Origin of the sequence: Oceanobacillus sp. FSL W8-0428 (assembly GCF_038004405.1) — a bacterium.
Classification (GTDB): Bacteria; Bacillota; Bacilli; order Bacillales; family Amphibacillaceae; genus Oceanobacillus; species Oceanobacillus sojae.
On sequence record NZ_JBBORB010000001.1, the window covers coordinates 4,896,287 to 4,911,452 of the forward strand.

Annotated in this window: 13 protein-coding genes; 3 read left to right on the forward strand and 10 right to left on the reverse strand. The window is 36.0% G+C overall.

From position 1 onward, the window contains the following. The first annotated feature begins 184 nt into the window (after positions 1-184). Positions 185-622 (forward strand): SH3 domain-containing protein, encoded by a 438-nt coding sequence (locus MKY30_RS23535; protein WP_341085558.1) that lies wholly within the window; start codon positions 185-187, stop codon positions 620-622. A gap of 191 nt (positions 623-813) precedes the next feature. Here MKY30_RS23535 and MKY30_RS23540 read toward each other — a convergent pair whose 3' ends face one another. The 4 genes from MKY30_RS23540 to MKY30_RS23555 form a co-directional block, all read right to left on the reverse strand. Then, a complete protein-coding gene (locus tag MKY30_RS23540) occupies positions 814-1,620 on the reverse strand; it encodes a VLRF1 family aeRF1-type release factor (protein WP_339282581.1) in 807 nt (268 codons plus the stop codon). A gap of 207 nt (positions 1,621-1,827) precedes the next feature. Beyond that, positions 1,828-3,147 (reverse strand): hemolysin family protein, encoded by a 1,320-nt coding sequence (locus MKY30_RS23545; RefSeq protein ID WP_147210329.1) that lies wholly within the window; start codon positions 3,145-3,147, stop codon positions 1,828-1,830. A gap of 422 nt (positions 3,148-3,569) precedes the next feature. After that, positions 3,570-5,075, reverse strand: a complete 1,506-nt coding sequence (locus MKY30_RS23550) for a BCCT family transporter (protein ID WP_147210328.1) — start codon at positions 5,073-5,075, stop codon at positions 3,570-3,572. Positions 5,076-5,550: 475 nt separating this feature from the next. Further along, positions 5,551-7,032, reverse strand: coding sequence for a PcsB-like coiled-coil domain-containing protein (locus tag MKY30_RS23555; protein ID WP_156984839.1), 1,482 nt, complete (start codon positions 7,030-7,032; stop codon positions 5,551-5,553). Between the two features lie 409 nt (positions 7,033-7,441). On the opposite strand from MKY30_RS23555, the gene MKY30_RS23560 reads away from it, so the two are divergent. Continuing rightward, entirely contained in the window at positions 7,442-8,449 is a 1,008-nt protein-coding gene (locus MKY30_RS23560; RefSeq protein WP_339282583.1) for an aromatic acid exporter family protein, read from the forward strand. A gap of 205 nt (positions 8,450-8,654) precedes the next feature. On the opposite strand, the gene MKY30_RS23565 is transcribed toward MKY30_RS23560, so the two are convergent. The 4 genes from MKY30_RS23565 to MKY30_RS23580 form a co-directional block, all read right to left on the reverse strand. Next, positions 8,655-9,803 (reverse strand): Rpn family recombination-promoting nuclease/putative transposase, encoded by a 1,149-nt coding sequence (locus MKY30_RS23565; RefSeq protein WP_156984841.1) that lies wholly within the window; start codon positions 9,801-9,803, stop codon positions 8,655-8,657. Positions 9,804-9,926: 123 nt separating this feature from the next. Further along, positions 9,927-10,541, reverse strand: coding sequence for a DedA family protein (locus tag MKY30_RS23570; RefSeq protein ID WP_147210323.1), 615 nt, complete (start codon positions 10,539-10,541; stop codon positions 9,927-9,929). A gap of 137 nt (positions 10,542-10,678) precedes the next feature. After that, positions 10,679-11,605 carry an MsnO8 family LLM class oxidoreductase gene (locus MKY30_RS23575; RefSeq protein ID WP_341085563.1) on the reverse strand — a complete coding sequence of 309 codons (927 nt, stop codon included), beginning with the start codon at positions 11,603-11,605 and terminating at the stop codon, positions 10,679-10,681. Continuing rightward, on the reverse strand, positions 11,602-12,180 hold the full coding sequence (locus MKY30_RS23580) for a DUF1836 domain-containing protein (RefSeq protein ID WP_341085565.1): 579 nt from the start codon (positions 12,178-12,180) through the stop codon (positions 11,602-11,604). Before MKY30_RS23580 ends, MKY30_RS23575 begins: the two co-directional genes overlap by 4 nt. A gap of 194 nt (positions 12,181-12,374) precedes the next feature. Between MKY30_RS23580 and trhA the strand changes: the two genes are divergently transcribed. After that, entirely contained in the window at positions 12,375-13,019 is a 645-nt protein-coding gene (gene trhA / locus MKY30_RS23585; protein ID WP_341085567.1) for a PAQR family membrane homeostasis protein TrhA, read from the forward strand. A gap of 772 nt (positions 13,020-13,791) precedes the next feature. Here trhA and MKY30_RS23590 read toward each other — a convergent pair. Continuing rightward, positions 13,792-14,388 carry a TetR/AcrR family transcriptional regulator gene (locus tag MKY30_RS23590; RefSeq protein WP_147210319.1) on the reverse strand — a complete coding sequence of 199 codons (597 nt, stop codon included), beginning with the start codon at positions 14,386-14,388 and terminating at the stop codon, positions 13,792-13,794. Between the two features lie 6 nt (positions 14,389-14,394). After that, positions 14,395-15,072 carry a YqeB family protein gene (locus MKY30_RS23595; RefSeq protein ID WP_341085568.1) on the reverse strand — a complete coding sequence of 226 codons (678 nt, stop codon included), beginning with the start codon at positions 15,070-15,072 and terminating at the stop codon, positions 14,395-14,397. Between the last annotated feature and the right edge of the window lie 94 nt (positions 15,073-15,166).

Consider the following 15,166-nt stretch of genomic DNA (forward strand, 5'->3'; position numbering starts at 1 on the left):
TGCAGGATTCGGTTCTATTGCTATCCGGTTTCCAATTCTTAAAGAATTGGAAACCGGATTTTTAATTTATGTCTCCAAATATATCAATTTTATATACTGCAAAAAAATTTGGGGAATTGTGTTTCTTTATATCGAAAAGTTATGTATACTACCTTTAGAACGTTTAAAATAGGAGCAGAGTAATATGCGTAAAAGTAGCAAATTTCGATTATTTTTATTATTTATTGCAGGAATTGTTTTTGTTGTATTTGTTTTCATTATGCAAAGACAATTCAACAATCCTGAGTTCGACTATCAAAATGAAGTCGCAGGAGTAAGTCAGTCCGGACCAGAGGATACTGACAAAGCTGATGAGGAAGCAGATACAGATGATGAATCTAAGGAAGAGGCAGAAGAAGCTGATGAAGATACTGACAATTCCACTGGAGAGGATTTTCAGGTTACAGCAGATTTATTAAATATCCGCAGTGGACCCAGTGCAGATAGTGAAGTAGTAGCAACACTGGTTACAGGAGATATTGTTCAAGTTATCGGTGAAGAAGATGAGTATGAATGGGTTGAGGTCACTTATCAAGATGTCACCGGCTACGCCAATGCTGGATACTTAGAACCGGCTGAGTGATAAGAGTAAAGCTTTTTATCAGCAAAATGACATCCTCATAGAAAAACCGAACTTTTTTCCTTCTTCATCTGATTGATGAATAGGAAGTTAAAGTTCGGTTTTTTATTAATGGAATTCACAGCTGCCTTTCATAAAACAGAGTGAAACTATGGCTCATGGAGAATACCACGTGATAAGCCGGCTTCACCTGTTTAATCCAGCACTTTTTCTAAAATTTTACTTTCTCTATGATCCAGCATATTTTTTAAGATAACATCTTCCACGTCCTTATTCATTTCTGTTTCCAGTGTTTTGGACGCCGGTGCTTCACCAACAATGAAAATTCGTTGCCATTCCCGGTCTTTGGCCTGCTTGTCCAGCTTAGGAGCGATACTTTTATACCACCGATATTGATTTGCTTCATAACGATCGTTGAACAGGTCTCTTTGTATGTTACTCGATCCCATACCTTGTTTCGCTCTGCCATGACGCGGTCCCTGTTTTACCTTCCATGTGTCCTCTTCCACATCTAATTCGTATTCTGCTGTATCTTCAACCTGATTTAAATTTGTATCAATCAGCTTAACTTGATCTTGCTGAACAAGAATAATACCTGTTCTCGGGTATTTCTCTGACAGTGTGTTTAATTGATCCAACACAGGACTTTCCTGCCATTCAAATTCATTTTCCAAGCGCATCTGAACACGCTCAGCAAACCAGACCTCCTCGTCTGCTGATGCTACGATAATAACTCCCTTCATTACATTTCTTTCAATTTCATCCATAAATTTCTTTACTTTTTTCTTTATTTTTTTGTAGTTTGCAAGCTCTTCTTCATTATTTCCTTCTTTTAAATAATGTTCAAAGTTATTCAATCCATTTTTAAGGTGGATTTTCCATTCTCCGCCTTGCTGATCTGGGTCGCTTAAATCTGTATTGAGGTACATTGTAAATATCTTATTTGCTCCAGATCCTCTTACATTATCTAAATCTTTTACAATATCTTGAATGTCTTTCATTATATATAAGCCCTCCTCCAAAATCAGTATATATTTAGTATGTAACCTAAATATTAAGAATTTAAACTTCAATAACATACAAGCTTGATAATAAAAGATTTTTATACAAAAAAACCGAACCTCTTCTGAATCCATTTTGCTTTACTAGACTCAGGTTTGTTCGGTTTTTTTATGTTTTCTATTTTTTAATTACTTTAAAATAAGCTTTTATTCTATCTCAGATTCTTCCTCAGAAATCTTTGTTATTTTCACTCTCTTAATCTGATACCCATCCTTTTCAACAAGAACAAATTCATACCCTTCGAACTCCATTACAGTCCCTACCTCCGCTTCGAGGTTGTGGGTAAAAAACCAGCCGCCGATAGTATCTACTTCATCATCTTCCAAAGTAATACCCAGCTTCTGATTAATATCATCCAGGCTGACCCGGCCAGCAACTAAATAAGTTGTTTCGTCAATTGTTTCAAAGTCGGGTACTTCATCTTCATCAAATTCATCCCGGATATCTCCAACGATTTCCTCCAGAATATCCTCAACAGTAACTAACCCTGCTGTGCCGCCATATTCATCATTTACAATAGCCATATGAATTCGTTCCTTTTGCATTTTTAAAAGGAGCTGGCGAATTGGTGTTGCTTCGGATACATGAATAATCGGACGGATATAATCTTCAATTGTCGCAGGTTCATTATTGCTCAGCTTTCCAGTAAATACTTCTTTTAAGTTTACCAGACCGATAATATTATCCTTATCTTCATCGGCAACCGGATAACGGGTGAATTGACCTTTGTGAATGATCTCAATATTTTCTTCAAAACTATCTTCCGTCGAAAAATAGACCATTTCTGTTCTTGGTGTCATAATTTCTCTGGCTACTCGTTCATCAAATTCAAATATGTTATTTACATACATCATCTCTGATTGATTAATTTCACCACTTTTATAGCTGTCAGCTAAAATTAAACGTAATTCTTCTTCGGTATGCGTCTCCTCATGTCCACTCATCGGTTTTAATCCGACTGCCCTGGTTAATAATCGTGCTGATCCATTTAATAACCATATAAATGGAAATAACAGGCGATAGAACCAAGTCAGTGGCCATGCGACAGCTAACGTTACCTGCTCTGCTTTTTGAATTGCTAATGTCTTTGGAGCAAGCTCCCCGACAACTACGTGCAAGAATGTTGCAATCAGGAATGAAATTAAAATGGAAAGCGTCGTAACCAGACCTGTTCCAATATTAAATTCCTCCAAAAGTGGATGTAGCATTCTTTCAAATGTCGGCTCTGCTAAACGCCCAATTCCGAGTGCTGTAATTGTAATCCCCAGTTGACAAGCAGATAGATACTCATCAAGATGTGTAACGACCTTTTTAGCTGCAGCAGCCGATCCTTTTCCAGCCGCAATATGCGGCTCCAGCTGAGTACTTCGAATTTTTACAATAGCAAACTCTGACATAACAAAAAAAGCAGTTAATGCGATTAAAATAGCAACCGCAAATAAATTTATGATGGTCGATATGTCCAATTAAGATCCTTGTGCAAGGATGCACAAGGATTTCACCTCCTGAAAATTTAAAGATTATTTATTAGATTTGTGTTCAAAAAGTAAGATGTAAAACGCTAAGATACTCTTCTACGAATGTCATTTGTTTTACTTTTTGAATCCCCTCTTTTAGTTTGTTATAAAGGTTCCCCTTATAACATTTTTTCCTTCGCACGCCGATGATCCAAATGATCGGGCTGCTTAAATATTGCCATATGATTATTATAAATACAATTCCGCATTACCTTCCCATCGAATCACCCTTTCTCCTATCTTTATTATAATAGATAAAGGCATAATATGTCTACTTGACTATCGAAGTATACCAAACAAACTTGCAGTCGGAAAAATAAGCCAGCTGTCATTATAACGACAGCTGGCTTATTTTCACTTTATCTTATAAATTAACCCTTGGTTTTATCCTTTTCCTCTCTCTGCAGAATTTTAATAAAAGAGATCATCAATATAATGATAATAACCACAAATGGCAATGCAGATGTAAGAGATGCAGTCTGCAGGGCTTCCAGTCCTCCTGCAACTAAAAGAACAACTGCAATAGCTGTAATTAACCCTCCCCAAATAAATTTTGTAATTAGTGACGGGTTCAAACTCCCTCTAGATGTCATGCTTCCTAAAATATAGGTTGCGGAATCCGCTGAGGTAACAAGGAATGTAAAAATCAGAATAATTGCCATAAGAGAAGTGATTGTACTTAGCGGTAAGGTACCAAATGTCTCAAATAATGCCACAGCTAAATCGTTATCTACTGCTTCAGCAATCATGGTTCCATTTCTTAAATCACTATATAAGCTTGTTCCTCCAAATACAGCAATCCATATACAAGCAATGGCGGGAGAAGTCACAAGAACACCAAAGATATACTGGCGGATTGTACGCCCTCTTGATACGCGTGCTACAAACGCACCAACAAATGGGGACCATGAAATCGCCCAGGCCCAATAGAAAATAGTCCATTCCGTCACCCAATTGTCTCCAGTATATGGAGTTAAACGTAAGCTATATCCGACAAAATTCGTTAAATAATCTCCTAACCCTAATACAAATGTTTCTAAAATAAATACCGTTGGTCCTGCTAGAAAAACAAAGACAAGCAGAATTAAACAAAATGATAGATTAATAGTACTTAGCCATTTCATTCCTCGATTCACACCACTGATAGATGATCCCAAATACACCAGCAGCATAGCGAACGCTATTATAATTTGCATCCATACACCGTCAGGCAGCCCAAAAACAGATGATAAACCGCCACTCATTTGCATAATTCCTAATCCTAGAGAAGTCGCTACTCCCATAACAGTAGCAATTACCGCAAGTGAATTAATAGAGGTGGCTGCAAGTGGATTATTTCCTACGACAGGTTTTACGGCTGTTGAAATTAATCCATCTTTACCTTTACGAAATTGCAGATAGGCAATAACAAGTCCGACTAATGCAAAAACAGACCATTGGCTAATTCCCCAGTTAAAAAAAGCATATCCCATAGCCACTCTTGCAGCTTCTTCCGTCTGGGGTTCTAAGCCTGGAAACGGAGTGTCAAAAAAGTGGCTCATCGGTTCTGCTACACCCCAAAATACCAGTCCTGAACCAAAACCTGTAGAAAACAGCATCCCTATCCAGGGAAAGAAACCAAATTCAGGCTTTGAATTTTTTGGACCTAATCTCATCTTGCCATACTTACTAATAGATACACCTATTAGAAAAATGACAAATACAAAGACAGATAAAAGGTAAAACCATCCAAAATTCTGTGTTGTAAAATCAAATAATCTTGTTGCTACACTTTGAAAACCTGTTGGATTAACCGCGCCGATAATAACCAAGGCTAAAATCACAGATGCAGATATAAAAAATACAGGATTTAAAAAGCTTTTTCTATTTTTTCTCATACATCGATCCTTTCTATGTTTATTTACGGGGAAGGATATATGTTACTATTCCCAATAACTAAGAAGGTAAACTATATTATTTTTACAATGCAATCATTTTGATGAGACTGATAATAGAAGTTCTTTCATTAGATAGGGTCGAGGAATATAATTGGCTACTCTGTCAAACAAATAATTACATAAATAAAGTAAAGGATATTTTTAAGTAAGCATCTTTATCTGTCCTAATAACATCAAAACAGTCTTATTTCACTTTATATACAGAATTTATTGTACTAAAATACTTCTGATTTAAAACGTTTTATTCTATATTAATCGGGTATATATAAATATCAATTCATTTCCAGAAAAATGATCACTATAATACCAGAGTATCAGACAAGAATTGACATGGTTATAGCAGTACTCACAAAATAAAAAAGCCCTCACACGAAGCATTTCTTCATGTAAGGACTCTTGGTAATATGACTGATTATTATTGTACGCGACGTACTGTTCCGCTGAATTGGCCGCCCCAGTAGCTTCCTGGTGACATATCAGCAACCGCAACACCTGTGCTGCTTTGAGAACCAATAAACTTGTTGTTTCCTAGATAGATACCAACATGACCATTTGTTCCATTTGTATTAAAGAATACTAAATCTCCAGGCTGTTTACTACCTGAATCAACAGCTTTTCCAGTGCCAACTAATGCACCAGTGTAAGATGGGATGGAGTATCCAGCTTGAGCGAATGCCCAAGATACAAATCCAGAGCAATCAAATCCTGTGCTCGGGCTTTTTCCTCCCCAAACATATTGGTTTTGATAAGTTTGGCCTTGCGCAGCGCTAAGTACTGCACTGATTCCAGAACCTGTAGATGGAGCAGATTCTTCTTTTGGCTCTTCTTTCTTCTCAGGTTTTTTTGGTGCTTGAGTTTGAGCTTGGTTAGACTCACTTGATCCGCCATTAGAACCTGATTCAGTTGTGCTGGAAGAATTATCACTATTTCCAGAGTTATTATTATCATTGTTATTAGTATCTTCATTATTTGAAGCTGCTTCTTCCTGACTGGCAGGAGCTTCTTCTTGTTCAGCCGGTTCTTCAGCTGATTCCTCACTAGACTCATTTTCAGTATTGCTTTCTTCTTCACTGCTATCTTCGTTTGAACCTACACTGGCACTTGCTACTAATGTTTCCGGTGCTGGAGCAGTTGCAACTTCTAAACGGTCAGCTACATCTTGCTCAATTGCAGCTAAGCGGGAATCTTCAATTTGTAAATCATCAATAAGTGCTGTCAACTCATTTTCTTTATCCTTTAAAGAAGACTCTTTATCCTCAGCAGCATCTTTTTGTTCTGTAATAGTATTATTAATACCTGTTAAATCTGTTTTTAATTGATTTAATTCATCAAGCTTCGACTCAACAGTTTCCTGTTTATCAGCTACTGCTTGTTTGTCTTCTTCCTGCTGTTCAAGTAAAGCTAAATCAGAATCAGTAATTTTATTTACTGCAGAAACACGTCCTACAAAATCACTGAAATCCTGTGCTCCAAACAATACTTCAAGATAGCTGATATCTCCACCGTTTTGCTGTAGAGATACTGCACGTTCTTTCAAAATCTCCGTACGTTTTTCAATTGCTTCTTCTAATTCACCAATTTCAGCTTCCAATTCACTGATTTCAGCTTCAGTTGTAGAAATCCCGTCTTCTGTTTCATCCAGCTTTTGCTGATTTTTTTCAAGAGCTGAATTTAAATCATCAATTTCCTGCTGTAAATTTTGTAGGTCAACTAGAACATCAGCTACTTCGTTTTCTGCATCTGATAGATTAGCTTGTACAGAATCACGATCTTCCTGTACTTGAGATTGCCGATTTTCTAAATCCTCTACTGATTCTGCCTTTACTGGACCTGAAAAAAATACACTACTTAATCCTACTACGGAAGCCGCAGTCAATGTCATTACTGTCTTTTTCAACTCATATTCCCCGCTTTCAAATTTTACACCGCAAATCTATTATCTATGTATTTTGTGCCGATTATCTGCGATTCTTTTATTTTTATATTCATATTATTTTCTTCATTTATTTAATAACTTTGTAAATCTTATCATAAGAAAATGTCATGCATATTATAGAAATATTACATTTATATTTCAATAACGACAAATCCATTTAAAAATCGGCATAGATTGTACGTCGTTCCCCATCTGTCAGCATTCATATTCTAGTAAATTTGTATTGGATTTATTTTATTTTCCCGAAAAATATACTATATGCATATTCTTTCGTCATTTAATTCACATAAAAATGATACAATACAATGAATGAAAGATTATACTAGTTCTTTTTTTACAGATTATTATTTGATAAAAAGTAGGGATTTAAGTGAAAGTACAAACAATTATTGGAAATAGAGTAATTAAAACCGGTATCGCTGTATTTTTCACAGCACTTATTTGTAATTGGTTTGATTTCCCGCCAACATTTGCCGTTATCACCGCAATTGTTACCATTGAACCAACTGTTACAGATTCTATAAAAAAAGGGCTTGTCCGTTTCCCCGCTTCGGCAATCGGTGCTGCTTATGCCGTAATATTTCTGTCTTTACTCGGCAATTCACCTTTTACTTACATGTTAGCCGCAGTTCTGACTATATTTACTTGTTTCCGGTTAAACCTTCATGCTGGATTGTTAGTTGCAACCTTAACGGCTATTGCCATGATTGAAATAGTAGAAGACAGCTATTTTTTAAGCTTTCTTATTCGATTAGCAACAACAACCATTGGGTTATCTGTTTCTACGCTGGTAAATATGTTTGTTTTTCCGCCAAATTACCATCATTCAATCCATAAACAAACAGAATCTATCCGTGAAAAATTAAGTAATCATATGAAACGATGTTATTATGAATTGATTTTTACAAAAATGCCATTAGATATGGGTATGAATAAAAAGGTAGGCGCTGTGTATAAAGAGCTTGAAAATGCAGTATTACTTTCACTCTACCAAAAGAATGATTTAAAATACCACCGTATTCTGGAAAAACGCGAGAGTGAATTGACCCGCTTAAGAAGACAGATTCATTATCTGCGAACAATTCAATACCATGTAACTAATATTGCGGAGCAACCATCAAAAGAATTTGAATGGAGTACACAAAAACAAAAATATGTGTTTGAAAATGTATGCTATTTTGCTAATGTGCTTTCAGGAAAGATAACCTTTGAGGAAGAAGGATGGAAGAAAAAACGGGCACAGCTTCACAAAATATTTCAAGACACCTTAAGATCAGCTCAATTAGACAGCCCAGAAAAATTACCGATAGAATTAGTTGCTATATATGAATTGATTTCTATTGTAGAAATTATAGAGGACTATTTTACGATGGAATAATATTTAACATCTTTGAAAAAGAAGCAAGCCTGGTTTAAAAACTTTGCTTCTTTTTCTATCAAACTATTAAATATCCGTAATTAAACAGGAGGGCGAAACTGTTATTATAGATTCAGGAGACGTGGGCAGTTTTAATAGCGGGTCATTTCCTCTCCACTTATCTTTTAAATCCCTTCTGAACATTCTCTTTATGCTGTATTTAAAATTAAAATAAATCTTTCATATTCTCTTCTTCTATTTGCATTTTCAGTGCTGCCACTTCTTTATCAGACAATCCTGTTACATTTTGGACAAACAAACTATCCATCCCCTGTGCAAATAAATTACGTGCAACGACATTCCCGTAACGGATAATTATTTTGGCCGCCTCACGATTCGCAAGCAAAGATTTTTCCTCTGCTTCCAGTTTCTTTATTTTTTCTTCTGTTGCCTTTAATTTATACTGTTCATACTGCCTTTTCAATTTATTGTACTTTTTCTCTGCAAGCTCAGCCCTTTCTTCGGCTGCTTTTCTTTTTTGTCTTAAAATTTCTATCTCTTGTAATAATTGCTGCTTTCTTGATTGCTGATTTCTGTCTTTGTATGCTAATCGCTCATCCTCTGCGCTGCTGATATCTCTCCATGCTTGCATAGCCGCCTCTATATCCTTATCAGTCTTTGCAATTTTCTCTAACTCTCTATAAATATCAAGGTAAAAATAATTTTTATTATCGTCAACCGCCGCAAGTAGTAATAACCATCTGGCCAAATTATTCTCTTCAGGATCTAACTGTCCTTCCTTCCAGCTGCGAATCAGTTTTGGGATCTCTACAAATTGTGTTTCCTGCATATTGGTTAAGGCAATTTTTTCTTCTTTTTCCGACAGCCTGAATACGCTGTAAAATTCTTCACTTTCATGGAATAATTCAAAATTCATAATGCTTATGGTAATAACAGGGTGTTGTTCATTCAATTCTGAATCTGTTTCAAATTGACGGCAATATATTTTTGACCAAAAATATAGGGATTGCTCCTCCACGGCGTCCTTATTCGGAAAAAGAATCTCTACATAAATCGATTCTTTATCTTCTGTTTCAACCAGCATTGTAAAATGTGATTTTTCACCTCCAGCTGCTTCCCACCATGGAAATTTAAAATCATAAATCTTTGCTCTTTCGAGTTTGATAAAAAAAGCATTTAAAAAGGCAATCATAATTTTTTTATTACGTTCATCACCAAAAAGCCTTCGAAAGGTATAACCGGCCTTTAAGTCCAGTAGATGGCAGGACTCTTCTTTAGAAACAGCATTCTTATACACTTCTCCGTTTTCGCATATTTGAGGAAATAATGTTGTTGCTTTCCGAGGATAAATCATGGAAACACATCCTTATGTTTTAGTAGAGGACTTACCAAGAAGATAATCTAAATACAGTTAACCAAACGTACGTTCTTTTGTCAATGAATTTTTTTCATCAAAAAACTGCAGGAACAGGGGCTCCTACAGTTTTTCTTTCTTTCTCTTCCTAATATACCAAATAATGCAAAGTATTAATCCTGCAATGATTAAAGCATATACAACATTAGAATAGACATCCATAAATCCAGCAACATGATGCCAATTTTCTCCCAGAACTGCTCCAATACCGATTAAAATACTATTCCAAATAATAGAACCGATGGCTGTTAAAAGAATAAAAATCCCGAAATTCATTCTTCCCATACCAGCTGGAATGGATATCAAACTCCTTAAAAGCGGGACCATCCGACAAAAAAATACTGTCCAATAGCCATATTTATCAAACCATTCATCTGCTTTATAAATATCTGACCTTTTTAAGCGCAATATATGTCCATACCGGTCAACTATTTTCTCCAGCCGCCCAACATCTAATATCATACCTATACAATATAGGAGCATTGCACCAATAAGAGCCCCCAAAGTAGCTGCAGATAGTACACCTATATAGGTTAATGTGCTGGAGGTTGTCATGAACCCTCCAAAAGGAAGGATAATTTCAGATGGTATCGGCGGAAATAAATTCTCTAAAGTCATCATCAGGAAAATTCCTAAATAGCCAAATTGCTCCATAATGGATGTAACCCACTGTCCCATAATATCCTCCATATAAGCTTGTCTTCTTCATTAAAATATATTCTATCATGTGGCTGGCTATGATTTTTATTTCATTTTAAATACAAGTGTTAAGTTTTTTAGGGTCAGCAATAAAAACATCCTGGTTAAGTAACAAATTAATTCATAATGGATGCCAGTTTCTTGTATGAGTATTTCCTTGCTTCATAGGTCGGTGCCATTGTAAGCACCATCATTTCTTCACATTGATAAGCTTCCTGTAATGCAGCCAGCTTTTCCTGAACGAGTGTTATATCGCCGATAATCTGTTTATCAGCAAATTTTGCCTGCTCATCCTGGTCTATCTGCGGGGACGAAGCTTGCTCTTCTCTTCTGCGTCTTGTTTCTTCTGCTAACTCTATTGCCTCCTTTTCCGTTTCTGCACAAAGAACGGATACAGCAACAATAGCAGATGGTTTCTCTGCTTGTCTCAGATAGCCGGCAACAATTTCCGGGCCATTATCCGCTCTCATAAAATGGCCAAATACGTATGGGAGTTTTTTAGTGACAGCAAGCTGAGCACTTCTCTGGCTGGTACCTAAGAGCCAGGGCTGCGGCTGAACTTCTGGTACAGGTGTAGCTGTCACCCTTGAATAAAGATGCTCTGGCGCAAAATCCTCTTGCAGGAAATGAAGCAGCTCATCAATATAATCAGGCATTGCTTTAACCTTCTCTAAAAAGTTGCCTGCCAGGGCAATAGATGCTTCTGCTGACCCGCCTGGAGCCCGTCCCAATCCTAAATCTACCCTGCTTGGATACAGTGCAGCCAGCATCCGGTAGCGTTCTGCAATATTATATGGACGATAATTCGGTAAGAGTACAGCTCCTGAACCGATTCGAATCCGCTCTGTTCTGCTTCCGATAATTCCTAATAAAATATCCGGAGCAGGGCTTGCTAACACAGGTGTATCGTGATGCTCCGCAATCCAATACCGTTCATATCCCAAATTGTCGGCCAGGACAGCCAATTCAATACTTTCTTCCAAAGCCTGCTTTCCATCAGCATCTGCAAATAGAGGAGATTGATCTAAAATACTCAGTTTCATTGTTCTTCCTCACCTTTCTGCTCTAATTGATCTACCAGCTTCTCAGCTGCACGGCGGTAAAAATTACTCATTCCGGTCAAGCTTGTGATCAGCAAAAGCTGCTGTAAGTAATCATCGTTCACTATATCTTTATCTAATTCTGTTTCAAATATTTCTTCCTGTTCTGCTATGTACTCTTTAAAATGAGCAACATTTCTATCCATTAAATAAACATAATTATTATAAAAGCCCTCCAGATCAAAATCGTCATGCTGCATTCTTTGATTTACCTCTTCAAATGTTTTCCCGATATCTTTAATAGATAAAACACTTTTCATTTGATAAATCATACTGATCAGCAGCAGATGCTCTTTCGAATACTTTTTATTTTTTATGGGAAAGAATAATTTAGCCTTTGCATAATTATTAATCATCGTTTTCGTTAATACTTTATCTTCCTTGTAACGCTTTGCAGAAGAAAATTTACTTTCAAAAAGCTGAATAACCTGATCCATATATAAATCTAAATCAGGTATCTCCTCTGCATTTAACTGGTTTTCTAAATGCAGTTCTTCTAATTGCTTTTTTATATTCATAAGCTGACCTTCCTTCTTCAAGTTTTTCCTGTCTTTTTTTACTGTATATTAATCAATTCATGTATTTATTTTAGTCTTTCTACATTTTATTATAGGGAACTCTATTCAAAAATCAAATGTTGACTACTTGATGAAATAGGTATATATTTATTACATAGTATTTGAAACTACATGCGTGATTGGAGATGTTTTATTTGCATAAATTTATTAGAGAACCGATGAATGCCTTTACCCACTTTATCGGAATTGTCTTATCTATCATTGGACTAATATTGCTTGTTGTTAAAGCAGCACGGGTAGGTACACCTTTAGATGTCGGTGCTGTCGCTGCATTTGGTATTAGTTTGATTTTGTTATATACTGCTTCAACTGTTTATCATTCTGTTATTGCCGGGCCAAAAACAATTGCCTTTTTTAGAAGATTGGATCACTCCATGATATATGTGCTCATTGCTGGTACATATGTCCCGCTCTGTCTTATCGCCTTACATGGAACAATCGGCTGGGTATTGTTTTGGGTGATCAGCGGATTAGCTCTGCTGGGCGTCTTATTTAAATTAATCTGGTTCCACTCACCAAGATGGCTGTCCACCCTCCTGTACGTTTTAATGGGGTGGGTTGCAATATTTTATAGCGGATCGCTCGCACCAATTATTGGAACTGGCGGATTAACCTGTTTAATTGTTGGAGGAGTATTCTATACAGTAGGAGCAATTATTTACTGGTTAAAACCTGAATTCCTGCGTTCCCGTTATTTTGGCTTCCATGAGATATTTCATATTTTCATTCTGCTCGGAAGTATTTTTCACTTCTTATGTGTTTATCTGTATGTTATTTAAATCTAAGTATATCTAAAAAAACCTCGAATTCACTAAAAATGAACGAATTCGAGGTTTTTGCTTTCTATCTCAGGAAAAAATTTAAAATAGTTTACTCCATGATACTACCTTTGGCATAAAAGAGAATGCTCTTTTTTACTATCTTAAAAATGTTTAAAAACCTAATATGAATGCTATTTTGTATTTAGAAAAAGGAAATTTACCAGCGGAAAATCAATTTATACAGCCATTTTTCACGAAAGAAACCCTATTTTACCATTTTGCTTCTCCACCCTAAGTCTATATGATTAGAATCAAATTTATTATTACTTGGGGATATAGTAAAATAATGCTAACAACAGTAAAAGAAAATATAAACAGTTACCATACGAGCAACACAGATTATGATAGGCTGTGGAAAAACTTAATCGAAGAACTATTTCAAGAATTCATACAATTTTTCACACCGGACCTGTACCCAGAAATTGATTTTGCTAAAGAGGCAGATAACTAGTACGTTGAGCTTTTTCAGTTTGTTATCAATTCAAGAAAAGGAAGAAAGTATTCGGATAAAGAGATATCTGAATTAACAAGTCTCGGGGTTAAGGAAGTGACTGAACTTCGAAAATCACTCGAAAATTAATTAAAATAACTGTAAAAGAACCTATCTTTGTTAATTATTCCACTTCAGCAGACATAGGTTCTTTCAATTTTGATGACGGGCCTTATTTTAAAATGATAATATAAAAAAGATTACATATCATTTGAGGAATTTCCCTTTATCACACAACATTTATTTAACTATTTTCGTAACCATTTTAATTAACTCCTGCTGATAATTTTCTAAATCAAAACTTTCACTTTGCAGGAGCATGCTCTCACTCGCAGCACCATTGATAAGTATAGCTGTTGCTTTTGGCTGAAAATCAGAAGAGAATATTTTTTTCCGCTGCCCCTCTGCCAAAATATTTTCTAAACGCAGGTAAAGCGGATCCTCTTCTTCTTCGTTTAATTTATAGTAGGGAATATTATCCTCTGTCCGGGCATTAAAAATGATTTCAATCAGTGCAACATTATTTTCAACATGTTCATATTGATAGGTGAGTGTTGCTTTTATATAAGCCAGCAGCTGTTGATAAATATCTGCCTCTCTCTTTACACGGTCCTCAATAAATTCAAGCTGTGCACCGATTAAGTAGCTTAATGTATGCTGAATCAGCTCTTCTTTATCTGCAAAATGATAAGAAATTAATCCCGTGCTAATTTTTGCGTGTTTTGCTATTTTAGCAAGACTCAATTTTACATAGCCAATATCATTCAACACATCAATAGTTGCTTTTAAAATCTGTTCTCTCCTTGCTTCCGAGATAAATGTTTTTTCTTTCGCCATTTTATATCACCCTCTTATCATCCGGACATACTGCCGTTTGTCCTCATCGCGAATAGCTGCTCCTTTATCTGCTAAATCGTTCCGCAATATAGCTGCTTCTTTTTCATCGTCTTCCTTCAGCGCCTTTTCTCTTGCTGCAAGCAAACTGTTTACAGAAGCCGGAAAATCAGGATGCTCCGGTACCCAGCGCTGATAATCAGATTGATAAGGATCCTTAGTCTTCCAAGGAAACCGGTGTTCAAGCAAAGCAGCTTCTATTTTCAGCAGCTTTACATCCGTTTGTGCACGATACAGTTCTTCACCTTTTTGACCTAAAACGACAATATCTTTTCTATCCATATAAATTGCCGAAATTTCACTTTTTTGCAATTGTACTTCTTTATCATACCTTTTCATTGTAACTTCTTGATCCGTAATCGTCATTTTTAATGATTCACTAAAGGCATACAGCGCAAAAAGAATTCCCGCAATCAAACCGGCAATTACCCCAATAATAGATACCCAGAAACTATTCCAGGATACAATCCATTCAAAGAACAGACCAAAAGGAACAAAAGGAATCTTAATCAGCCAGCTTGAGATAATTTGAATAAACCAGCCAATAATTGCTCCTAGAAGCGGACCACCAATAATAATGATTGCTTTATCAAGCTTTGATAAACCAAGTACGGTTTCATTTTGCATATTTTAGAATCTCCTCTGCTTATTTATTATAAGTAATTTTTGATTGTTTAATCAAATTTTAACACAATCAATTAATTTATTCCAGTAAAGGTGA